This is a genomic window from Sphingorhabdus sp. (assembly GCF_023910635.1).
In the GTDB taxonomy this organism is placed as follows: domain Bacteria; phylum Pseudomonadota; class Alphaproteobacteria; order Sphingomonadales; family Sphingomonadaceae; genus Sphingorhabdus_B.
Genome location: NZ_JAAVVZ010000003.1, coordinates 21,878 through 44,979, shown reverse-complemented (window position 1 = coordinate 44,979; position 23,102 = coordinate 21,878). Strand labels below are relative to the sequence as shown.

At 55.7% G+C, this 23,102-nt stretch carries 21 protein-coding genes; 7 read left to right on the top strand and 14 right to left on the bottom strand.

Annotated elements, in window-relative coordinates; all coding sequences use genetic code 11:
* Nucleotides 1–56: 56 nt before the first annotated feature.
* From metC to HEQ34_RS02060, 3 genes are all read right to left on the bottom strand, one after another.
* Nucleotides 57–1,283 (bottom strand): cystathionine beta-lyase, encoded by a 1,227-nt coding sequence (gene metC / locus HEQ34_RS02070; protein WP_296196711.1) that lies wholly within the window; start codon nucleotides 1,281–1,283, stop codon nucleotides 57–59.
* Nucleotides 1,238–2,080 (bottom strand): 3-mercaptopyruvate sulfurtransferase, encoded by an 843-nt coding sequence (gene sseA, locus HEQ34_RS02065; RefSeq protein WP_296196709.1) that lies wholly within the window; start codon nucleotides 2,078–2,080, stop codon nucleotides 1,238–1,240. Before sseA ends, metC begins: the two co-directional genes overlap by 46 nt.
* A gap of 61 nt (nucleotides 2,081–2,141) precedes the next feature.
* Complete coding sequence (locus HEQ34_RS02060) at nucleotides 2,142–3,665, bottom strand: cryptochrome/photolyase family protein (protein ID WP_296196706.1); 1,524 nt, start codon at nucleotides 3,663–3,665, stop codon at nucleotides 2,142–2,144.
* A gap of 140 nt (nucleotides 3,666–3,805) precedes the next feature.
* Between HEQ34_RS02060 and queF the strand changes: the two genes are divergently transcribed.
* Nucleotides 3,806–4,264, top strand: coding sequence for a preQ(1) synthase (gene queF, locus HEQ34_RS02055; protein WP_295443184.1), 459 nt, complete (start codon nucleotides 3,806–3,808; stop codon nucleotides 4,262–4,264).
* A 12-nt stretch (nucleotides 4,265–4,276) separates the two neighbouring features.
* Here the strand turns inward: queF and HEQ34_RS02050 are convergent.
* Nucleotides 4,277–5,234, bottom strand: a protein-coding gene (locus HEQ34_RS02050; RefSeq protein WP_296196447.1) for an IS630 family transposase whose coding sequence is annotated in 2 segments (ribosomal slippage) — nucleotides 4,277–4,910 and nucleotides 4,909–5,234 — 960 coding nt in all. Because the reading frame shifts where the segments join, the coding sequence is not laid out codon by codon here.
* A 103-nt stretch (nucleotides 5,235–5,337) separates the two neighbouring features.
* Nucleotides 5,338–6,900 carry a helicase HerA-like domain-containing protein gene (locus HEQ34_RS02045; protein WP_296196703.1) on the bottom strand — a complete coding sequence of 521 codons (1,563 nt, stop codon included), beginning with the start codon at nucleotides 6,898–6,900 and terminating at the stop codon, nucleotides 5,338–5,340.
* A gap of 260 nt (nucleotides 6,901–7,160) precedes the next feature.
* Between HEQ34_RS02045 and HEQ34_RS02040 the strand changes: the two genes are divergently transcribed.
* Nucleotides 7,161–8,234, top strand: a complete 1,074-nt coding sequence (locus HEQ34_RS02040) for a serine hydrolase (RefSeq protein WP_296196699.1) — start codon at nucleotides 7,161–7,163, stop codon at nucleotides 8,232–8,234.
* A gap of 140 nt (nucleotides 8,235–8,374) precedes the next feature.
* Here HEQ34_RS02040 and HEQ34_RS02035 read toward each other — a convergent pair whose 3' ends face one another.
* A complete protein-coding gene (locus HEQ34_RS02035; RefSeq protein ID WP_296196697.1) occupies nucleotides 8,375–8,653 on the bottom strand; it encodes a hypothetical protein in 279 nt (92 codons plus the stop codon).
* Nucleotides 8,654–8,882: 229 nt separating this feature from the next.
* Between HEQ34_RS02035 and HEQ34_RS02030 the strand changes: the two genes are divergently transcribed.
* From HEQ34_RS02030 to HEQ34_RS02010, 5 genes are read left to right on the top strand one after another with little or no spacing between them, the layout of a single operon-like run.
* On the top strand, nucleotides 8,883–9,881 hold the full coding sequence (locus HEQ34_RS02030) for a metalloregulator ArsR/SmtB family transcription factor (protein ID WP_296196695.1): 999 nt from the start codon (nucleotides 8,883–8,885) through the stop codon (nucleotides 9,879–9,881).
* Complete coding sequence (gene metF / locus HEQ34_RS02025; protein WP_296196692.1) at nucleotides 9,878–10,819, top strand: methylenetetrahydrofolate reductase [NAD(P)H]; 942 nt, start codon at nucleotides 9,878–9,880, stop codon at nucleotides 10,817–10,819. The genes HEQ34_RS02030 and metF overlap by 4 nt, the downstream gene beginning before the upstream one ends.
* A complete protein-coding gene (locus HEQ34_RS02020) occupies nucleotides 10,816–11,862 on the top strand; it encodes a homocysteine S-methyltransferase family protein (protein ID WP_296196690.1) in 1,047 nt (348 codons plus the stop codon). The genes metF and HEQ34_RS02020 overlap by 4 nt, the downstream gene beginning before the upstream one ends.
* 22 nt (nucleotides 11,863–11,884) lie before the next feature.
* Entirely contained in the window at nucleotides 11,885–14,509 is a 2,625-nt protein-coding gene (metH, locus tag HEQ34_RS02015) for a methionine synthase (protein ID WP_296196687.1), read from the top strand.
* Between the two features lie 46 nt (nucleotides 14,510–14,555).
* Nucleotides 14,556–15,488, top strand: a complete 933-nt coding sequence (locus HEQ34_RS02010) for a right-handed parallel beta-helix repeat-containing protein (RefSeq protein ID WP_296196686.1) — start codon at nucleotides 14,556–14,558, stop codon at nucleotides 15,486–15,488.
* An 84-nt stretch (nucleotides 15,489–15,572) separates the two neighbouring features.
* Here HEQ34_RS02010 and HEQ34_RS02005 read toward each other — a convergent pair whose 3' ends face one another.
* The 8 genes from HEQ34_RS02005 to HEQ34_RS01970 form a co-directional block, all read right to left on the bottom strand.
* Complete coding sequence (locus HEQ34_RS02005; protein WP_296196685.1) at nucleotides 15,573–17,288, bottom strand: DUF87 domain-containing protein; 1,716 nt, start codon at nucleotides 17,286–17,288, stop codon at nucleotides 15,573–15,575.
* A 119-nt stretch (nucleotides 17,289–17,407) separates the two neighbouring features.
* Nucleotides 17,408–18,172, bottom strand: a complete 765-nt coding sequence (locus tag HEQ34_RS02000; protein WP_296196683.1) for a TIGR02186 family protein — start codon at nucleotides 18,170–18,172, stop codon at nucleotides 17,408–17,410.
* Nucleotides 18,169–19,083 (bottom strand): sulfite exporter TauE/SafE family protein, encoded by a 915-nt coding sequence (locus HEQ34_RS01995; RefSeq protein WP_296196680.1) that lies wholly within the window; start codon nucleotides 19,081–19,083, stop codon nucleotides 18,169–18,171. The genes HEQ34_RS02000 and HEQ34_RS01995 overlap by 4 nt, the downstream gene beginning before the upstream one ends.
* Before the next feature lie 51 nt (nucleotides 19,084–19,134).
* Nucleotides 19,135–19,929, bottom strand: a complete 795-nt coding sequence (locus HEQ34_RS01990; RefSeq protein ID WP_296196678.1) for a hypothetical protein — start codon at nucleotides 19,927–19,929, stop codon at nucleotides 19,135–19,137.
* A gap of 254 nt (nucleotides 19,930–20,183) precedes the next feature.
* Nucleotides 20,184–21,581 (bottom strand): glycosyl transferase family protein, encoded by a 1,398-nt coding sequence (locus tag HEQ34_RS01985; protein ID WP_296197154.1) that lies wholly within the window; start codon nucleotides 21,579–21,581, stop codon nucleotides 20,184–20,186.
* A gap of 66 nt (nucleotides 21,582–21,647) precedes the next feature.
* Nucleotides 21,648–22,082 carry a hypothetical protein gene (locus tag HEQ34_RS01980; RefSeq protein ID WP_296196676.1) on the bottom strand — a complete coding sequence of 145 codons (435 nt, stop codon included), beginning with the start codon at nucleotides 22,080–22,082 and terminating at the stop codon, nucleotides 21,648–21,650.
* Between the two features lie 52 nt (nucleotides 22,083–22,134).
* Nucleotides 22,135–22,470, bottom strand: coding sequence for a hypothetical protein (locus HEQ34_RS01975; protein ID WP_125229380.1), 336 nt, complete (start codon nucleotides 22,468–22,470; stop codon nucleotides 22,135–22,137).
* A gap of 49 nt (nucleotides 22,471–22,519) precedes the next feature.
* A complete protein-coding gene (locus HEQ34_RS01970; RefSeq protein ID WP_296196674.1) occupies nucleotides 22,520–23,038 on the bottom strand; it encodes a helix-turn-helix transcriptional regulator in 519 nt (172 codons plus the stop codon).
* Between the last annotated feature and the right edge of the window lie 64 nt (nucleotides 23,039–23,102).

The window sequence follows — 23,102 nt, the reverse complement described above, 5'->3', positions numbered from 1 at the left end:
TTGACGCTGGGTCAACTTCAAGCATTTTTTGCGTGCGGGCGACTTTTCAATCGACGTTAGGTTAAGGCACCACTCTCACGGAAGGCGGCCTCAAGATCTGCGATCAAATCGTCGGTATCTTCTAGCCCGATTTGCAGGCGGATGAGGGTGCCTTCCTTGTCCCAAGGCACTGCTGACCGATATTTTTCGGGGTGGACGGGCAAAGCAAGGCTCTCAAAGCCGCCCCAGCTATAGCCAATGCCGAACAGGCCGAGTGCATCTACAAAGGCGGCGGCGGTTGCGGCGTCACCTTTATGGATGAACGAGAACAGGCCCGACGCGCCTGTAAAGTCACGCTTCCAAATGTCGTGCCCTGGGCATTCCGGCAGCGCCGGGTGAAGCACCGCTGCAACATCCGCTTGGGTCTGCAACCATTTGGCGATCTGCAGCGCGGAGGCCTCATGTGCCTTCATCCGCAAAGACAATGTCCGCAAGCCGCGACTGGCGAGATAGGCATCGTCGGGTGACACTGTCTGGCCAAGCTGCTGCGCGGTTTGGCGCAATTTCGTCCAATATTTCGCATGCGTGGTGACGCTGCCCATCATGACGTCACTATGGCCCACAATATATTTGGTGCACGATAAGATCGCCATATCGATGCCCTTGTCGAGCGCCGTATGGAAATAAGATGTCGCCCACGTGTTATCGAGCAAAGTGACAACATTATGTTTTTTGGCCGCTGCACAAATGGCGCGAATGTCTTGAACCTCAAAGGTCAGGCTTCCGGGCGACTCCAACAAGATCGCTTTGGTGCGGTCACAAAATACCGAATCATAATCGGTCGTACGCGGGTCAAAATAACGCGTCTCAACGCCAAAGCGCTTCAGGAAGCCTTCTGCGAATGAACGACTTGGGTCATAAGCATTGTCGGTCATCAACAGCACATCGCCGGGCGCAAGGACCGAAAGCAATGCGCACGCAACGGCAGCGACGCCCGATGGATAGAGCATCGTTCCATGCGCGCCAGGCTCCATCTCGGTCAGCGCCTCGGCCAGCGACCATTGCGTCGGTGACCCACGGCGACCGTAGAAAAACCGGCCATCTTCGTTCGATGCCTTGCCAGCTTCGAGCGCGGCGACATCCGGGTATAGATGCGTGCTCGCGCGCCAAATGGGCACGTTGACGACTGGGCCGGTTAATGAAGCCCTTCGTCCTGCAGTGACTATTTTAGTGGAGGGCTTTTGGGGCTTGTCAGAACTCAAGCCGCACCCTGCGCCTTGGGGGTGTCCGCATCGAGGCCCCATTCGGACCAACTACCATCATATAATGCTACATCGGTCTTGCCTGTCATCCGCGCTCCAAAAAGGACGACCGCAGCAGTCATGCCCGACCCGCAGGTGGTGATCATGGGGGTGTTCAAATCCACGCCCGCGTCGGTAAAGGCTTGTGTCAATTCCGCGCCGCGCTTCCACGTTCCATCTGCGTTGAAAAGCTGGCTAAACGGCAAGTTGCGGCTGCCGGGAATATGGCCTGACGCCATTTCAGGTCGTGGCTCGGCTTCTTCGCCGGTAAAACGGCCAGCACCGCGTGCATCGACGACACTTGCGTCTTTGCTATGTAAATTGGCGAGCATGTCTGCCTTGCTACGCACGGCCTTGTCATCTTTCCACACGGTAAAGTGGCGATGGCGCAAGGTGGGCTTGCCGGTTTCAAGCGGGCGACCTTCGGCTTTCCATTTGGCGATGCCGCCATCAAGGATTGCCACATCATGTGCGCCAAACAAGGTCAGCATCCACCAGGCGCGGGCGGCAGACTTGAACGGGCTGTCATCATACACCACGATACGGCTGCCGTCCCCAAGTCCGAGCGATTGCATACGGCTCGCGAATTTTTCGGGCGGCGGCAATGTGTTCGGCAGGCTGCTATTGGCGTCGGCAAGTTCTTCCAAATCCATGAACACGGCCGATGGAATATGCCCGCCTTCATATTCTGCCTGCGCATTGCGGCCCGCATCGGGCATGAACCATGTTGCATCGACCACGCGAAGGTCGGACGCGCCGATCTCGTTCGCTAACCAATCGGTGCTTACTAACAATTCCATGATTTCGTCCTTGCCCGCATATATGATTCTTGTTCCGTGCAGGATAAGCTGCTTTTTCAAACTATCCAAGTGTTTCCAGAAACTGCTGCGCATGGCTGCGAAGCGCTGTTTTATCTGCGTCCGCCATCCGCTCCCAATTTTTATACGGCATCGCCATGCGCGGGTTTTTGCGCAGCTTGCCTTCGTTACGGGCAATGAATTCCCAATATAACGCGTTGAAAGGACATGCTTTTGGTCCAACGCGTTGTTTGACGTCATAACGGCAATGTGTGCAATAATCGGACATGCGGTTGATATAGGCACCGCTCGCCGCATAGGGTTTTGACGCGAGCATGCCGCCATCGGCAAACTGGCTCATGCCAAGGCTGTTGGGCAATTCCACCCATTCATAGGCATCGGCATAAACGGCCAGATACCATAAATGCACTTGCTTCGGGTCGACCCCTGCCAGCAAGGCAAAATTGCCGGTGATCATTAGCCGCTGGATATGATGTGCGTAGCTATGCGCGATTGTCTGGCCAATCGCCTGCGACAGGCAAAGCATGTCGGTTTTACCCGTCCAGTAAAATGCAGGCAGGGGCCGGGTCGCGGCCAGCGCGTTGCTCTCCACATATTCGGGGCCAGCATGCCAGTAAATGCCGCGTACATATTCGCGCCAGCCAATGACTTGCCGGATAAAGCCTTCAGCGGCGTTAATCGGAACCTTGCCCGCCCGATATTGCACCTCAACCGCGCGGCACAGCTCAAGCGGGTCAAGTAAGCCGGAGTTGATGTAGGGCGAGAGGATCGAGTGCCATAAAAACGGTTCGCCGGTCAGCATCGCGTCCTGATAATCGCCAAAATTCGGCAAAGCATGCGCTAGGAAATGCTTTTGCTGCTTCAACGCATCTTCACGGGTCACGGCAAAGCCGAATTTGGCCGTCTGCCCGATATTGTCGCCATAACGGCTCTCTACCATCTCGATGACGTCTTGCGTCACAGCATTGGGCGCAAAATGCAGAGGCTTTGGCATCGTCAGATCGCGCTTGGCGGGTTTGCGGTTTTCTGCGTCAAAATTCCATTGCCCACCTTCGGGCGCATCGCCGTTCATGAGCAGGCCGGACTTACGGCGCATGTCGCGATAAAAATACTCCATGCGCAACTGCTTGCGGTCCTTGGCCCAGCTTTCAAATTCGCCATGGGTGCACAAAAACCGGTCGTCGGGCAGGATTTCTGCCGGAATATCAAAACGGTCATCCCAGCTATCGAGCATGGCCTTTACGCGCCATTCGCCCGCCTCGGTCACGCGCAGTGCGGAAATTGTGTGTCGCTCGATTGCGCGCGCGACTTCGCCGGTGAAGCTACCGCTGTTTTCGGCCTCGGTAAGTTTTACGTAATCGACGGTCCAGCCTGCGCTGCGCAGATCCTCTGCATGGTGGCGCATGGCGGACAGAATATACGCCATTTTGGATTTATGGTGCGGCACATATTCGGTTTCTTCGTCGACCTCCGCCATCAAGATGACGCATGCTGTTTTGTCCTGTCCCGCCAAAGAAGACAGGCCGTGGCTTAGCTGGTCACCAAATATGGGAATCAAAATTGTCATGCCTGCGCCATAGCGCGGCGCGCATGCAAGGGCGATACAGGGTTTGAAGAAAGACGTGGCTTAGTATTCATTCCCGAACCATTGGCGATATCTGACATCACCCGTTTGCTTCGCGCGGCGAAATCGCTAAATGCGCGATCATGACTGACACACTAAAGCCCAAATTTCTCGGTGCGCAAAGCGCGCTTCCCCAAACGCCTGAAGAGGCGCAACTCGATTATGTTCCCAATCCGCGCCCGGACACGCTGTATCTTGCGCGCTTTGCCGTGCCTGAATTTACCTCGCTTTGCCCGGTTACGGCGCAGCCGGACTTTGCGCATCTGGTCATCGACTATGCGCCAAATGTGACGATAGTCGAATCGAAATCGTTGAAGCTGTTTTTGGGATCATTCCGCAATCACGCCGCCTTTCATGAAGACTGCACCGTTGGCATCGGCCAGCGTCTTTTCTCGGAGATGAAACCGCATTGGCTGCGCATCGGCGGCTATTGGTATCCGCGCGGCGGCATACCGATTGATGTGTTCTGGCAATCAGGCGAGCCACCCAAGGGTCTGTGGTTACCCGATCAGGGTGTTCAGCCCTATCGCGGTCGCGGCTAGAGCTTCGTGCATTTAATCTGCAACATAGCCGTCGTGCTTGAGATAGTTCCAGCATTCCTCTGGGGTGTAAAGGTCGCAGATTGATCCAACGGCCTTCCACAGGTCATCGATGGTGCGGGCCTTTGCTTTGCGCAGATGCGCCTTGAGTTTGGCGAACGCCATCTCGATTGGGTTCAGGTCTGGACTGTAGGGCGGCAGAAAGAGGAACCACGCCCCGCGCTCTTTGAGGATGGCTTTGGCCTTCTCGCTTTTGTGGCTCGATAGGTTGTCGAGGATGACCATGTCACCGCGCTGGAGCGTCGGCGCCAACTGGGTTTCCACATAGGTTTCAAAGATTTTTCGGTTCATGGGACGGTCAATGACCCACGGAGCGGTGAGGCCGTCATGGCGCAAGGCCGCGATGAAGGTCTGTGTTCCCCAGTGACCGAACGGGGCCTTCATCTTCAGCCGCTGTCCCCGGCGGGCACGCCCCCGCAGCCGTGTCATCTTGGTTGTGGTCCCGGTTTCGTCAATAAAGACCAGCCTTTCCGGGCGCCTCTTCATCCAAGGCTGACGGTGTGTCTGCCATACGCGCCGGGCACGAACAATGTCAGCGCGATCGGTTTCGCTCGCCAGCAGAGTTTTTTTTGACGGTAAATCCGTGCGCAAGCAGCAACCGGGACAGGGAAGCTGGATGCGCCTTCACCCCGTGCTCCTTAAACAACCGGTCCGCCAGCTCCGGCATCGTAACGTCGCCTTCGGCATCGACCCAGCTGATCAGAACATCCGCATGCGCCGACAGCGGCCCCCTGCCCGGCGGACGACCTTGCCTCTCCGGCGTGATCGATCCCGTCCGCGCCTTGCGTTGCGCCAACCGAACCGCAGTGGCAGCACTCACCCCAAATCGGCGAGCTGCTGCCCGGCATGAATGACCGCTCTCAATCTCTCCAACGATCCGAACCCGTAAATCCGACGAACTGCTTTTGCCCATGATCCACCTCCATGAGCAGTGAATCACAGTTCTCAATCAAAGGGAATCCCAAGAATTACATGATTCACATTTTCAGTGCGCCGCTCTAGGTCCTGACCCTAGGTTATTTAAACAACCCACCCAATATTCCGCGCACCAAAGATTTGCCAAACGACCCGGCAACCTGACGCCCAATTGAAGTTGCGGCGGAACGTGCTGCTGATTGCAACATCCTGTCTGCCATGCTCGGCTTTGCGGCCTCCCGTGCCGCGACGGCCTGTTGGCGCGCAGCCTCCTTGGCAGCGATAGCTTCTGCGCGGGCAGCTTCCTTTGCGGCGGCGGCGGCTTCCTTGTCTGCAACCACCTGTGCCTTCGCTTCTTGTGCAGCAGCGGCGGCCTGCGCGCCTTTGGCGGCGAGTATTTCTTCGGCGGATTCGCGGTCAATCATCGCGTCATATTTGTCGCCAACGGCATCGGTCGTAATCATCACGCCGCGTTCTTGCGGGGTTAGCGGCCCGACTCGACTCGACGGCGCCTTGATCAACGTGCGCTGCACCATTGATGGCGACCCGTCCGGCAGAAGCAGGGATACAAGCGCTTCACCGATTTTCAGCTCAGTGATCACTTGCGCGACATCCAGCGCTGGGTTCGGACGGAAGGTTTCGGCGGCTGACCGCACCGCTTGCTGATCGCGCGGAGTGAAGGCGTTCAATTTATGCTGAATCCGGTTGTTCAATTGCGCGGCCACCGTGTCCGGAATGTCGATCGGGTTCTGGGTGATGAAATATACCCCCACACCTTTGGACCGGATAAGGCGGACGACCTGTTCGATCTTCTCAAGCAAGGCCTTTGGTGCATTGTTGAACAGCAAATGCGCCTCATCAAAGAAGAAAACGAGCTTCGGCTTGTCAGGATCGCCAATTTCAGGAAGCGTTTCGAACAGTTCGGAAAGCAGCCATAAAAGGAATGTGGAATAGAGCTTTGGGCTGGACATGAGTCGATCGGCAGCGAGGATATTCACCACGCCCCGGCCACTATCGTCGCACCGGATGAGGTCGCCGATTTCAAGTGCTGGTTCACCAAAGAAATTCTCGCCGCCTTGCGCGCGCAATTGAAGCAGTGCGCGTTGAATGCTGCCAACCGATTGCTTTGAGATATTGCCATATTCCAGCGTCAACGTGTCCGCTTGCGCGCCGCAGTACACAAGCATCGACTGCAGATCATCAAGGTCGAGCATCAACAGCCCCTCCTTGTCCGCCACGTGGAACGCGATGTTTATCACGCCTTCCTGCACTTCATTCAGGTCCATTAAGCGCGCGAGCAACAGCGGCCCCATTTCTGAAACCGTCGTGCGTACCGGATGACCCTGTTCACCGAACAAGTCCCAGAATTGCGCCGGATTGTCCTTATAGGCCCAGCCCTGCTGCCCGATTTCCGCAGCACGTGCCGCAAAAATTTCATGTGTTTTGGTTAAAGGTGATCCAGGCATGGCCAATCCGGCCAAGTCACCCTTCACATCAGCGACAAATGTCGGAACGCCCACGGCAGACAGTCCCTCGATTATGCCTTGTAAGGTTACGGTCTTACCGGTGCCGGTTGCGCCAGCTATCAAACCATGGCGGTTTGCGCGTTTGAGATTAAGCACTTCGTGGCCGTTGGAATTTTGTCCAATGAAGATGCTGTCCATATAACCGGCCACCTATGAAAGCTGAATGCGTGCAACCGACTATGCAGGGACGAGGCGATCAAGTAAATCCTGCAATGGATAGTACAGAGCTTACACCGACAGGCGTCTCTCATCTCGTCGATGTTCAAGAATCGTTCGTCGCAAAAAATGCGTAGGGGCTGTTATCCAATGCGGGTATGTTCTATCCTGTCGTCATGGTCCAAATAGCAAACGCCTGGCAAATATGCGCTCAAGACGCGCGTCGCAAAGGCATCGCCTCTTTGGCAATACTGTCCGTGCTGTCGGCATGTGTCGCTGCAGAGCGCGCACCATCACGAACACTGCCCGCGCCCGTCGTGAATCGGCCACTGCCTTCGCAAAAGGCACCGACGCCTGCCACTCAAGTTCGTCCAGCAGTTGTCCGCGCACCATTAGGACTTGAAAATCTGCTGAACGACCAATGGCGTATTTTTCCGGGTCGCACGGGCGTTGCTATTATGCGTATCGATGGCGGCGAATGGATAACCGGCAAACGCGTTGACGCGCTATTCCCGCAGCAAAGCGTATCCAAAACATGGGTGGCGCTGACGATTTTGGACTTGGTCGACCAAAATAAGGTCCGGCTGGACCAAAAAATACGTATTACGCGCGATGACCTTGCGGTCTTTCATCAGCCCATTCGCGATTCCGTTATCGCCAATGGCGAGATCGAAGTCACGGTGCTCTCGTTGCTCGAACAAGCGATCATCGGCAGCGACAACACGGCCAATGATTCGCTGCTGCGAACAGCGGGTGGTCCGCAGGCTGTGCAGAATTTCCTGCTGCGCAAAAAACTGGGGGCCATCCGCTTTGGCCCGGGTGAGCGTTTGATGCAAAGCGCGATAGCAGGGCTGGAGTGGCGTCAAGAATATGCCATTGGCCGCCGATTTTACGCTGCGCGTGCAGAGGTTCCACTGGCGACACGCAAAGCAGCGTTAGATCGCTATCTTGCCGATCCCGTCGACGGGGCAAGTCCTGAGGCGATAGTCCGTGCGTTGGCGAAATTGGCTAAGGGCGAACTACTCTCTCCTGCATCGACGCGCCTTATTTTGGGGATAATGTCACGTACATCAAGCGGTCCAAACCGGTTGAGGGCTGGTGTGCCGGCAGATTGGCATTTTGTGCATAAGACGGGGACGGGGCAAATTCTGCCGCCGGTTTCAACAGGCTATAATGATATTGGTATAATGACCGCGCCTGACGGCACGCGTTATGCCGTTGCCGTGATGATGGGCAGTACGACCGCGCCCATTCCGCAACGCATGTCGTTCATGCAGTTCGTGTCACGCACTATCGCCACATATCACGGTCAATAATCATCGCCGCGAATTAGGGTGGCCAAAGACATGGTCCAGCCGCTTGCTGCCGACACAGAAATTGCCGCAGACAAAGAAAAGGGCCGTCCTGTAAACAGGACAGCCCTTATCAAAATGCTTTCGCTTAGAAAGCGCGAATATTACTTCGCAGCTTCTTTCGCAGCGTCTGCAGCGGCACCGGCTTCTGCAGCGGCGTCGGTTGCAGTTGCAGCGGCGTCAGTTGCAGTTGCAGCAGCGTCGGTTGCAGCGGCTTCAGTTGCAGCAGCAGCATCGGTAGCTACTTCAGCGCCTTCAACAGCGGCATCAGCAGCTTCTGTGGTTGCTTCTGTGGTTGCTTCTGTGGATGCTTCTTCAGCACCTGAACAAGCGGCCAAACCGAGCGAAGCGGCAAGAACGAGAGATACAGCAATTTTCTTCATATGGGAAACCCCCTAGCAAAACTTATGAAAACCTGACAGGCACGTTGCAAGTATTGCAGCTTGCCTGCGAAAAGCCCTCTAGCCCGTTCATAATTCGCTGGCAATGCGCTTTTTCATTCCGACAAAATGTTACATAGCTGTTTTGGGCTTATGTCTACTATAACAGTAGAAAATATGGCTAATTTGTGCGGATTGACTTTATATAAAGAATTCTTTATATCTTTATCAAATGATCAGTTTGTTAAATATCATGCGGGCTTTAGCCGACCCTACGCGGTTACGAATCGTGTTTCTAGTGCTTCGGCTGGAGCTTTCGGTGGGCGAATTGGTCCAGATACTCGACCAAAGCCAGCCGCGCGTTTCCCGACATATCCGCATTCTGGATGAATCCGGGCTCTTGGAGCGTCGCAAGGAGGGAAGCTGGGTATTCTTAAGGCCAAGCGGGATGTTAACAAACGGCCCGCTGTCATCATTATTGGCAGAGGCGGATGTGTCGCAGGCAAAGGCGTTCCAGCGGGACCTGCTTCGGCTGGATGAAGTTCGCAATGCGCGCACCGACATGGCGGCACATTATTTTGCGGCGCATGCTGATGCGTGGGATTCGCTCAGATCATTGCACATTGCCGATTCGGAAGTTGAGGCGCGCTTGACGCAAGTTCTAAACAGCGCACCCTTAGGCCGGGTCCTTGATGTGGGCACGGGCACCGGGCGCATTGTCGAATTGTTTGCGGCTGATTCCAGCCGATTTGTGGCGATAGATAACAGTCCCGAAATGCTGCGGCTTGCGCGCGCGAAAATTGCCAACTTAAGCCCCGAAATCGCTAATAAAATCGACATAAAGCTGGGCGACTTCAACATGCTGCCCTTGGGTGATGGTGAATTCGACACCGTCATCTTCCACCAGGTCCTGCATTACGCGCAACATCCTGAGGCCGTTATCGCCGAAGCGATCCGCACGCTTGCGCCGGGTGGCCGGCTCGTCATCGTTGATTTTGCGGCGCATGATCTGGAAGAGTTGCGCACGGTACATGCCCACGCCCGGTTGGGCTTTTCCGATGAGTTCATGAGAAAAGCATTTAATAGTCACGGCCTGCAGATGGTGCACCAAACTGCGCTTGAGGCTGGCGAACTGGTGATCAAAGTCTGGATGGGTGAAAAGCTCTCGGTCTTGCAGCCCCGTCCCACAGATAATTTCAGCCCAAAAAACAATTTAAGGATTGTCGCATGATTCTCCCACTTGCACAGATGCAGGAGGCCAGCCGGGCAGTTGCCGCCCCGCTTTTTGCTGGGCTTCCAGGTGATTGCGAGATCAGCTTCGAATTCTTCCCGCCCAAAACGGAAAAGATGGAAGAGCAATTATGGGATTCGGTCGTGGCCCTCTCGCCGCTGGGTCCGCGCTTTGTTTCGGTCACTTATGGTGCAGGCGGCACAACCCGTGAACGCACACATAACACCGTCGCGCGCATTGCCCGCGAGACCGATATTCCGGCGGCCGCGCATTTAACCTGCGTCGAAGCATCCAAGGGCGAAATTGCCGATGTCGCCAACGCCTATTGGGAAGCAGGGGTCCGTCATATTGTCGCGCTGCGCGGGGATGCACCTAATTCTGACGGCAAATTTGTGCCGCATCCCGATGGCTATGCCAGCGCTGCGGAACTGGTCGAAGGTTTGCGCAAACTGCACCCGTTTGAAATATCGGTCAGCGCCTATCCCGAAACCCATCCAGAGGCCTTGTCTGCGGCGTCAGACATTGATTTTCTAAAGCGCAAGCTGGACTCCGGTGCAAGCCGCGCGATTACGCAATTCTTTTTTGAACCCGAAACTTTCTTCCGTTTCCGCGATGCGGTTGCCGCGGCTGGCATTGATGCGGAGATCGTGCCGGGCATCATGCCCGTGTCGAACTTTGCCGCGATTACCCGCATGTCGCAGTTGACGGGCACAGCTATCCCCAGCTGGATGGCCGATGTGTTCAACGGATTGGATGACCATCCGTCCGCACGGCAATTGGTGGCCGCCACTGTCTCAGCAGAAATGTGCCGGAAATTATATGCAGGCGGCGTTCGGGAATTTCACTTCTACACCCTAAACCGCGCGGAATTATCCTACGCGATTTGCCATTTGCTGGGCAAGCGGCCTTCCGCTTTAGCGCAAAAGGCCGCAGCATGAGCGCGCGTGAAACCTTTGTCGCCCGCGCGGCGCAACAGATATTGGTTTTCGACGGTGGCTATGGCACCGCGATCCAAGGCTATAAATTGTCTGAGGCTGATTATCGCGGCGAACTTGAACTGACGCATGATCAAAAGGGCAATAACGACCTATTGTCTATTACCCGTCCCGATGTCGTTGGGGCAATCCACAGCGCCTATCTGGAGGCGGGTGCCGATATGATCGAGACCAACACGTTCAGCGCGACCAAAATCAGCATGGCCGATTATGGATGTGAGCATTTGGTGCGGCGGTTGAACATGGAGTCGGCGAAGCTGGCCCGCGCCTGTTGCGACGCTGCCGAGGCAAAAGACGGCATAAAGCGGTTCGTTGCCGGGTCGATTGGCCCGACCAACAAAACCTTGTCCTTGTCACCCGACGTCAACGACCCTGGCTATCGTGAAATAGACTTTGACTATCTGAAAGATGTCTATCGCGAACAATGCGACGCGCTGATTGAAGGTGGCGTCGATTTCCTGTTGATTGAAACCATATTCGACACGCTCAACGCCAAATGTGCTGCGATGGCTGCGCAAGAGGCTGCTGCGGCCTGTGGGCGCGATGTGCCGTTGATGATATCGATGACCATCACTGACATGGCCGGCCGTAATCTTTCCGGCCACACGGTAGAAGCATTCTGGGCTGCGATCCGGCATGTCAAACCACTGACCATCGGGTTGAATTGTTCGTTCGGCGCGGATTTGTTGCGTCCGCATCTGGCCGCATTGTCCAAGCAAGCCGATGCGCTTGTGATGGCATATCCGAATGCAGGCCTACCTAATGATCTTGCCGAATATGACGAACTGCCCGAAACCACGGCGCAATTGATTGGCCAATGGCTCGATGATGGCCTGGTGAACATCGTCGGCGGCTGTTGCGGCACCACGCCTGCGCATATCGCCGCGATCGCCAAGGCGGTTGCGGACCGTGCGCCACGCGCCATTCCCAAGGCGGAAGTCGTGACCCGGCTGGCGGGGCTTGAACCCTTCATCATGGCCGCCTGAACCCGTATAAAGTAGAACAAAAATGTCCTCCTCCACCTCCTCTTCTCGCTTCGTCAATATCGGCGAGCGCACCAATGTCACGGGCAGCGCCAAGTTCAAAAAGCTGATCCTCGCAGGCGATTATGAAGCCGCAGTCGAGGTGGCGCGCGACCAGGTCGAAAATGGCGCGCAGATTATCGACATCAACATGGATGAAGGCCTGCTGGACGCGCATGAAGCGATGACCACCTTCATCAAGCGCATCGCAGCAGAGCCAGACATCGCCCGCGTGCCTTTAATGATCGACAGTTCCAAATGGAGCGTGATTGAGGCTGGGCTGAAATGCGTTTCGGGTAAGCCCATCGTAAATTCGATCTCAATGAAAGAAGGCGAAGATGCGTTCCTGCATCACGCGCGCTTGTGTATGGCTTATGGCGCTGCGGTCGTTGTCATGGCGTTTGATGAAACTGGCCAAGCCGACACGCAAGCACGCAAGGTCCAGATTTGCAAACGGGCGTATGACTTGCTGATCGGCATCGGTTTTCCGCCCGAGGACATCATTTTCGATCCCAACATCTTTGCGGTGGCAACGGGGATTGAGGAGCATAATAATTACGGCGTCGACTTTATCGAGGCCATAAAGGAACTGCGCGTCTTGTGCCCGCATGCGCATTATTCAGGCGGGCTTTCCAACCTGTCGTTCAGCTTCCGTGGTAATGAACCCGTGCGCCGCGCAATGCACTCGATCTTTCTCTATCACGCCATCCCGGCAGGGCTTGATATGGCCATCGTCAATGCGGGGCAGTTGGACATTTACGATGACATTGACGCGGAACTGCGCGTCGCGTGCGAAGATGTCATTCTTAACCGCGACCCCGATGCGACCGAGCGCCTGATCACGCTTGCCGAAAGATATCGCGGGACCGATGTTGCTCAGGAAAAGGCGGAGGCCGAATGGCGCGGCTGGCCCGTGACCAAAAGGTTGGAGCATGCCTTAGTCAAGGGCATTGACGCGCATATCGTCGATGACACCGAAGAAGCCCGGCTTGCCATCAAAGCGGCTGGCGGTCGCCCCATAGAGGTCATCGAAGGGCCGTTGATGGACGGCATGAACGTTGTGGGTGACCTGTTCGGATCAGGCCGCATGTTCCTGCCGCAAGTGGTAAAATCGGCGCGCGTGATGAAAAAGGCGGTCGCGCATCTCTTCCCGTATATTGAGGCGGAGAAAGAGGCGGGCGCCAAGGGCAAGGGCAAGATCATCATGGCGACCGTGAAGGGCGACGTGCATGATATTGGTAAGAACATCGTTGGCGTTGTCCTGCAATGCAATGGTTTCGAGATTGTTGACCTAGGCGTGATGGTTCCATGGCCGACAATCTTGCAAGCGGCGGTCGAACATGATGCCGATATGATCGGGCTGTCGGGCCTTATCACCCCTTCGCTCGACGAAATGGTGACCGTTGCCGAGGAAATGGAAAAAGCGGGCATGTCGATGCCGTTGATGATCGGCGGCGCAACCACGTCGAAAACGCACACGGCCTTGCGTATTGAGCCTGTCTATTCTGGTCCCGTCATCCATGTGCTCGACGCCTCGCGCGCCGTCGGGGTGGCAGGAACATTGGTTAGCGACACCATGGCCGACAAGTTTGTTGCCGACACCCGCGCCGAATATAGCCATATTCGTGACGCCCGCGCGGGCAAGACGGCAAAGCCGCTCGCCACGCTGGAAGAAGCGCGCGCCAATGCCTTTGAAATCGACGAAAGCATGAAACCAGCCGCGCCGCAAAAGCCGGGTGTCCATGTCTATGATGACTGGGATTTGGCCGACTTGCGCAACTATATCGATTGGACCCCGTTTTTCCGTGCTTGGGAATTGCATGGCAATTACCCGGCGATATTGACCGATGACATTGTCGGCGAAAGCGCAACCAGCCTGTTTGCCGACGCCAATGCAATGCTCGACAAGATCATCAACGAAAAATGGCTTCGCGCCAAGGGCGTTGCCGGTCTGTGGCCCTGTTGGCGCGATGGCGATGATGTGGTTGTCTATTGCGAACAGACCGAGGCGCATGTCCGCCTGCCGTTCTTGCGCCAGCAAATCGGCAAGCGCGAAGGCAAAGCGAACATGTGCTTGGCCGATTTCATCAGCCGCGATGGCGACTGGATTGGCGGATTTGCAGTGACCACTGGCCACGGCATCGAGACGCATTTGGCGCAGTTCAAAGCCAATATCGACGATTATTCGGACATCATGTTGAAGGCACTGGCTGACCGCTTGGCGGAGGCCTTTGCCGAGCGGATGCACGAACATGTCCGCAAGGATTTATGGGGCTATGCCCCCGATGAACAATTCACGCCCGAGGCTCTGAACCGCGAAGAATATCGCGGTATCCGGCCAGCCCCTGGCTATCCCGCCTGTCCGGACCACAGCCTGAAGCCGACATTGTTCGACCTGCTTGATGCCACGCATACAACCGGCATCACCATGACAGAAAGCTTTGCCATGTTGCCGACCGCTGCGGTAAGCGGTCTGTATTTCGGCCACCCGCAATCCGAATATTTCGGCGTTGCGCGCATTGGCGATGACCAAGTGTCGGATTATGCGGCGCGCCGTGGGCTGGACCTTGATCGTGCGCGGCAATATCTGCGGCCCAATCTCAACGAATAAGGATGGCCCTGGTCCTAGGGTCAGGGCCACTTAAGGACCAAAGCGCATGAAGAAAACGTCACTCGTCCTTGCCGTTATGTTGTGCGCCGCTGCCGCATCAGCACAAAATGCCTCGCCCTTTCGAAACGCCGAAACAGGAAGAACTTACGCAAGGCTGCAAGCGGCAGTTGATTCAATTGGCGATGCGCAAGGCACAATCCTTATCGCACCAGGAAGTTACCGCCAATGCGCCGTGCAGACATCGGGCATCATTGCCTTTCGCGCTGTCATTCCCGGGCAGAGCATATTCGACACGAAAACTTGCGAAGGCAAAGCCGCGTTGGTGCTGCGCGGGCAGGGGGCACGGGTCGATGGCGTTGTTTTTCAGAATATGCGCGTGGCCGATGCCGATGGCGCAGCTATTCGCCTTGAAAAAGGCAATTTGACTGTCACCCGCAGTATCTTCCGCAACAGCGTGCAGGGCATCACAACTGCCGACAAAGGGACTGGCGCAATCAGCATTAAACAATCGAGCTTCATTGGCCTTGGTCGCTGCGTTCGTCGTCAGCCGTGCGCGCATAGCCTCTCTATCGGCGGCAAGGGTCCGCTTTCGGTGACGAACAGCCGTTTCGAACGTGGTAATGGCGGGCATTACATTCAAAGCCGCGCAGCGCGCATAACGATCACGGACAACGCCTTTGACGATAGCCGAGGCCGCGGCACCGATAGGATGATTGACTTACCCATTGGCGCAAGCGGCAGCATCGCGCACAATATATTCGTGCAAGCTGCGTCCAAGGCAAGTGACAGCGCCTTCATCACCGTCGCGTCCGAAGGCCGTGGGCAAAGCAGCTTTGGCCTGTCGGTTAACGCGAATGAAGCGCACATTGCAGCGGGCGTGGACCGACGGGCTGTGTTCGTCGCTGACTGGTCGGGCGACCGGTCGGCATTGGGCGGGAACCGACTTGGCCGCGGCCTAAAACCCTTTGAAAAGCGCTAATGGTTGCCCAATTCTGCTTTTCGGCTGTTGGATGCGCCTATGCAACTGGAGGCTTCTCGACAATCTCGACATTGAGAAATAGCCTTACCGGCCTTGCGCGCGCCATCGTCGGACAACCCGTTCCAGTATTTCGGCTTCCCCACCCGTTTCCTGCCACAATTGGCTAAACAGGGGATCGTCCGAAGCAGGGCGCTTTTCTTCTTCAAGATTATCGAGCGCAACGCGGATGGGAATGCTGACACCTTCGCCGCAGATGATGCATTCGCGGTTCCGCAGCGCCGGGATAGAGTCGAGGAACCCGCGCGCGCCTTCAGGCATTGCGGCACGCACAAAGGCTTGATCGCGGTCGTTGTTCAAACGCATCGAAATGATCGTGCCGCATTGCGACAGCACGCCTTCGGCCAAGTCGGATGGCCGCTGCGTAATTAGGCCGAGCGATACGCCATATTTACGGCCTTCCTTGGCAATTCTTTCAAGGATGGAGCGCACGGCGCTGTCTTTTGACACATGTTCCGACGGGATATATCTGTGCGCCTCTTCGCAAACGAGCAATATAGGCCGCTGTGGTTCGTTGCGTGACCAGATCGCATAGTCAAATACAAGGCGCGAGAGCACGGCGACCACTGTCGAGGTGATGTCCGACGGCACACCAGAAACGTCGATGATGGAAATCGGCTTGCCATTCGACGGCATACGGAAAATCTTGCCCACAAACTCCGCCATCGTATCGCCAACAAGCATACCTGAGAACATGAAATTATAACGTGGGTCTGCCTTTAACTCGTCAATTTTGTTCTTCAACCGCATGAATGGAACGGACGATGTCGCCTTGTCGAGCCGCCCCATTTCATTTTGAATGATGGTGGTCAAATCGGACAGGAGATAAGGAATGGGGGCGTCAACAGTCAGCTTGCCAATCGTCTCGGCAATCCGGTTTTTTGACCGCGCTTGGAGAAGGCATTTGGCGAGAATATCGGAATCTATTTGTCTGTCGTCGCCATTGGAAGTGACGAAAATTTCGCAATGCTCGGCGAAATTCATCATCCAATAGGGCATGGCCAGGTTGTTAACGTCGAACAGCGCGCCATTATTTTTAAACGCGGCGCTATATTCCCCATGCGGGTCAATCATTACGATATGCCCTTCGGGCGCGATGTCGCAGATCTTGTGCAAAATCAGGGCAGCGCTGGTCGACTTACCCGTACCGGTTGAACCCAGCAGCGCAAAATGCTTGCCAAGCATGGCGTCAACATACAGCGCGCCGCGAATATCCTTCGTTGGAAATACCGTGCCGATTTCGACATTCGCCCGCGCGTCGGTGGCATAGACTTGTTTGAGGTCGGAGCTGGAAACCGCATATACTTCGCTGCCGGGCACTGGGTAGCGCGTCACACCACGGCGGAAATTGTAAATCTTGCCAGTCACTATGTCCTCATCGCCTTCGCCTAGGAAATCGACTTGCGCGGTGATGATTTTATGGTCGCGTTCGTACATTTTTTGGGTACGGATGTTGGCAAGAAGCCAGCTATTACCGACGCGGATTTTAATCTGACTGCCGACTTGTCCCGACATCGCGATGCTTGAGTCACTGTGCGAATCAAGGCTAGTTAACAAAGAGGCATCGAGCGTCACTTGTGACTCTGAACCCGAAATTTCCATGACAAAGCCAATATGGTGCAGCGTCGCGTTAACGACCGGCACGCCCGTCGGTGCCGCTGCGTCTGGCACGGCTATGGGCATAGGTGCCGACTGATCCGGGTGGCCTGCCCGATCGGACGGCCGATGTGCCGAAATGTCCATAAACTGTCCGCCTCTTTCATAAAGAAGCGTCAGGCAATAGGCCAAGAAGGTAAAAATATACTTACGATCGCAACGGGATAAATCGCAGGAAATTATAATTTTTTACGTTACTTTACAATTTACAGGCGGTTGAAGACAAATCCGGCAAACCAGCCAAGCAGTAACGAGACCAGCACCGCCATTGCGCCGTAAAAAAAGGCATAGTCCTGAGCCAATATGGTGACTAATTGTTCGAACCCGGTTTTGCGGATGCGGACTTCGACATTGTCATCGGCCACAATCACCCGGCCATCGCGAATGAGCAACGTTTCCGCAGTGTAGACACCGACCGGCACGCTGGACGGAATGTTGAGGCGCGCACGATACAGCACCTGATCGGTTATTTCGACCGTGCCCGCATCTTGCCGGAAAAGACCGTTGCGGCGATTTAAGTCCACCAGTCCATCGACAAAGCGACGCTGCTCGGTGGCATTGACCTCGCCGCTGGGCGACAATTGCAGGCGGTTAAGGCCAAGCTCGTAAATTGCTGCTGTTTTGCTGTTGATGATTTGGTCAAGCGGGCGTGACGACGCGATAGCGTAATATGCGGGGACGGACCGGAAATCGGTGCTGTCGACGTTGATCCAGATACCGGCAATTTTCTGCTTTTCCCGTAACGTTACCGACCGGGTTGGCCCGCGCAGAACAACCGCAACATCCACTTGCCCCTCTGGCGCCAGGCCGCGTGGGTAGATGATGGCTCCGAATAACAGCATTTCGGCGCCCGTGAATCCCGACTGGATATTGATTTGCCGTTGCGAGACATCCGGCACCAGCTTGGGCACATTTTGCGCGCTGGCGCTGATCGGCAGCAAAAACAATATCAGGGCAAATAAACGGATCATAACGCTTGCAACGTATAGATTTCGTCGGGACGCCAGCCCAGACCAAGCGCCATGCGGATTGCGACAAGCAGAACGATCGCGGCGAGAAAGAGGCGCAGATATTCCGGCCGCATCCGCTGCGCCAGACGCGCGCCGATTTGTGCCCCTGTCACACTGCCAATGAGCAAGAATACGGCAAGCACGATATCAACCGCTTTGGTGGTCAGGCTGTGCATCATCGTTGACGCCATCGTCACAAACAAAATCTGGAACAAGGATGTCCCCACCACCACCTGCGCGCCCATGCCCAACAGATAGAGCATGGCAGGTACCATGATGAAGCCGCCGCCCACGCCAAGCAGCATGGTCATGATGCCTGTGATAAAGCCCAATATCAGCGGCGCGATAGGCGAAATATATAGACCAGAACGATAGAAACGCCAGCGCATCGGCAAATTGGCTACCAACGGGTGATGCCGGCGTTTGGCCGCAGCGACCGGCCTTCCCGCGCGCACGGCAAGGACGCTGGTTAAGCTTTCCTTGGCCATTAAGCCACCGATGCTGCCCAACATCAGTACATAGAGGATGTTGATGACGGTATCTATCTGGCCAATCGCCTCCAATATTTCAAATATCCCTGCGCCCGCGCCAGTGCCGAATATGCCACCGACCACAAGCACGCCGCCCATCTGGAAATCGACCCCGCCGCGTTTCATATGTGCAAATACGCCCGAGACGCTGGCCCCTGTCACCTGCGTGGATGCGGACGCCGCGGCTACCGCTGGCGGGATACCGTAGAATATGAGCAAAGGCGTGGTCAGGAATCCTCCTCCAACGCCGAACATGCCCGACAGCACGCCGACGCCGCCACCCAAAAGGATGATCACCAGCGCGTTGACCGACAGATTGGCTATGGGAAGATAAATATCCATGATCGACAATCTGACCCTAACGGCATTTGACGGCAGGATAAAGGCTAGGACTTAGAAACTGGTGGACAAGGTGACCGCCGGACCATCGCCGGGCCGTGCGTTGCCCGCAATGCGAAAGCGCCAGCTTGCGTCTAGCCGGAGCGACGTTGCGCCAGCCTTTAGGTTCGCGCGGACAGATGGCCCGATATCGACGCGCATGATGTCGTTTTGGCCGCCCGCCCATGCGCCTGCGCCGACCGCCAGCTTAGCATGTCCGTCGCTGGCGATATTTTTCAATATATGCAATTGGGCGTCGGCAAAGCCACCACCAGTTTTGCCGGTTACAAATCCTGCCTGCCCATACCCGTCGAGCGCAAAGCCCAAGGGCAATGAAGTGCCGTCATGTCCGCCAGATACAAACGCCGCAACGGCATCGGGGCGATCTGGCCGAAAACGTCGTTCTAGGGACAATTGCGCTGGAAAGGCGGCTGAAGGACGCCAAAGCAGCCCCGCTGCCCATTCGCGATCGCGCAGGTCATCGTGGGAAACCGACGCCCGCCCGACAAGTGAAAAACGCGAAACGCTACGTTTACGCTTATATCGCAGCAGCGGGATCGTCATCAACAGCGCGCTTTGACCACCTCCATATTGCCCGTTGCCAAGCACCCCCTGCGCCGTATCGCCCGGCCGCCAGAAGCTATACGCATATATCTGGATTGGGCGGACGGAGCCGCCCTTTTTCTGGGGGTCAGCTAAGGAGGATGCGATAGCTTCGGATGATACATTGCGTGGAGCCTTGTCATCGGGAATCCAATCGCCCGCATTGCCCCAAATTGCGTATATTTTACGGTTTGGACCAACTGCCATAGATTCAAGGGAACTTGGAACCTTTGCAAAAACGCGATCTGTCGTCCGATTCGCGGCGCTACGAGTCTTTGCTGCTACATGACTAAGCGGTCGTTCCTGCTTAATATGCGTGACAGGTTGCGCAATTGCGCCAGCCGAAGCCTTGTGTTGTGGAGCGACTTGCCCATTCCTGTCGGCGATGAGGGTAAATCCAATCCGCGCCGTGACCCAGGTTGCGCATAATATGGCGACAAATCCGAGGGCCCGGCCACGCATCAGTCGCTATGTGCCAGCTTATCGGGCATGAAGTGATGTGCGGTCTTGTCCCATGTCAGCGGCGCGCCCAAACAATGTTTCAGATAATTGGTGCAGGCCCGCCGCATGGCCATGATGGCAATGACGTTGCTGACGATGCTGCGGGGTATGGACAGCAGGGCCTCTGCCGGACCGTATAGTGCCGCCACAAACCAAGCGCGCACACCAAGCCGCCAAAGCAAAAATGCCGAATTCAACCACAGTAATAGGATCACGTCGGCCCGCAGTGCTGGCGGTTGATATAGTCCCTGTGCGTACGCAGCGGCCAAGATGGCGGTGAGCAGAAGGCAGATATAGCCAGCTATGACTACAATCGTGCCGAAAATTGATTTCCGGTCTTGGAACAGCATCCATTTCTGCGCGATATTGCCCTCCCAACCGAGCCTGTCCCACCCCGCCAGTGCAATACCCGTCAACCAACGGGTTTTCTGACGCACTGACGTCTGCAGCGTGTCGGGGAAACAGGCTCTGGTGCCGACCAACTTGCCTTGGCTGTCCAATATCCGCGCCATGATCGTCCGCCCGCCCGCGGCACCCATGCGGATGCCGAGTTCATAATCTTCTGTCAGGCTGTGTGCATCAAAGGGCTTGCCGCCGTTTATCTGCGCAAGGCGCCCCATGAGGTTGCGTTCAATGGCACATGCCACTCCGGCGAGAGGCAAGGGTGCACCCAACGCTTCGCGGACCACCATGTTTTTGCTATGCGCCTCTGCAAATTCGTCGCAATAATGGCCGCTAATCCATCGAGAGTTGGCGGTACGCACCGGGATCACCGGTAATTGCACAGCGCCCCCGTTGGTCACTAGACAGTCGAAAACGCGTAATTCGTCGGCGTGAACAGAATCCTCTGCATCATGCAGAACAACGGCCTTGGCTATATATCCTTCGGCAATTTCGTCTGCGAGCAGTGCGCGCCATAATCGGTTGAGACAATCGGCTTTTGTCGTGGGACCATCATGTTCGACCTGGACGAGACGGATGTCGGCGTTGGTCCGGGCTGCTGTAATAATCGCGGCGGCCGTGTGCGGATCGTTCGGATAGCAACCGACAAAGATCCGATACCGGCCCGCGCGCCCAGCCCACTTGCGCGTGCAATTTTGTAGCATATCGCCAATGACGCCTGCCTCCCGCCAAGCGGGCACAAAAACAGCCAGCCGTTTATGGTCAACGGGGTCGGTAAGTTGGCCCACCTCGCGCGGTAACGCGTACCGGTAAAAGGTCAGCCGCCGATAGACAACGCGAGCGATCCAGATGATATCGACGCACAGATCATCTATAGCGCTAATCAAAATCCAGACGGCGCTGAACAGAAATAGTTCACGCTGACCCGTTTCCAGAAAAGGCAAAATCCAATCCATCAAAGTCGCCGCGCCCTTTTCGGTCGCAACTAAAGGCGCGCCGAATTTCAAGTGATTTATAGGTTTTTAGGCGCGGCTCCGCCGTTCTAGACCGATTTCATACTGACGGTCTTTATGGGTACCCGCGACCATCACCCAGAGTATTGGAATGGCCCAAAACGAGAGCAGTGCCTGGAATGATTTTGGGACGACATCCGGGATGTATAGGGTGGCAAGGTGCGTCGCAACCGCGACGATTTGAAACCCTAAGGCCCAAATCGGCCAAAATCGATTGCTCATCAGCGCCAAGATGAGCAACGCCAGCAAGCATCCTGCATCGACCGCAAACAGCCCCAGTGAGGTTCCAGCCCAACTGGGGTTCATCTGCGCCGCCGCCACGGTCGATATAGACGCCACGATAAAAATGGCCGAGCCTGCCTTGCCCGTGCGGCCTCCGTTTACGCTGGCATAAGCCGCGCACAACAAAAGCGCGGAATAAAATGCCAGCAATATCGTATCCATGGCCTTGTCTGCCCTCGTTCTGCTACCCGTGAACGGGCAAGCATATCCCAACTTAACCGTTTACAACCCGAAGGGCGGATGGCCGAGTTAGCGGACCGGGCGCGCAACCGAAATTGATCTCTTGCAAGTTGCTATCCCGTTGGGCGACGGCAATTTTGCGGTGGGCATGCATAAATCCTTTACGCGCATCGACCATTTTTGTGAGGCCATTCGCAACGCCTTCAATGGCCGCCTGCGATTGCGCCAAGGATGCATCGGAATGGCGACAAGCGTCAATAACCGAATATGTAAGGGTGGCCAGGTCGGCCAGAGCTTTATCAATGGCTAGATGTGTGGAGGTAATGTCCAATGCCAATTGCTTGGCTGTCTCATGCTCGATATGTACCATGTCAAAGTTTCCTCATGTTCTGGACATTTTTCAGCCAGCAACGGAGGAGCTATTGAAATAGTCGAAACACTCCCGTGAGTACGACCACAACCAATGCCAATATTACCGTACTGAAAAATGCTAAATTTAACGCAAAAACAAGAATTTCTTTATTAGATAATTCATGCCTTTCCCCCCCGATGGGCGGCACAGCGATGAACGAAGTTATTTTCGCAAACCACTGACGTACCCTGTCAAGAAGTAAGTCCTGACTAACGGTGAGTTTGATCGGCTCAAGACCTGACGCTTCGTATACGAATGGTTCGTATATATCGTTGCGTTCCATTGCGTCGAATATCTTGGCGGCGTCTATGCGACTGCCGGCATTCAGTTTGCGCCGTGCCGCGTCAAGCCGTTGATCAACAGTGAATGGTGAGATGCCCAATGTCCGGGCGATTTCCTTAGAAGTGTGAAGCTGCACCACCAACCGCAGGCATGCCTTTTGACCCTCGGTCAAGTGAAGAGGTGACTGTGCGCGCATCGAAATGTTTTTTTCGACAAAAGACTTTTTGGACATTATGTCGGCCATGGTCCCAGCCCCCTTAACTAAGGTTATAAACCCATATAATCTGCTAAGGCAAGGCGAATGCTCT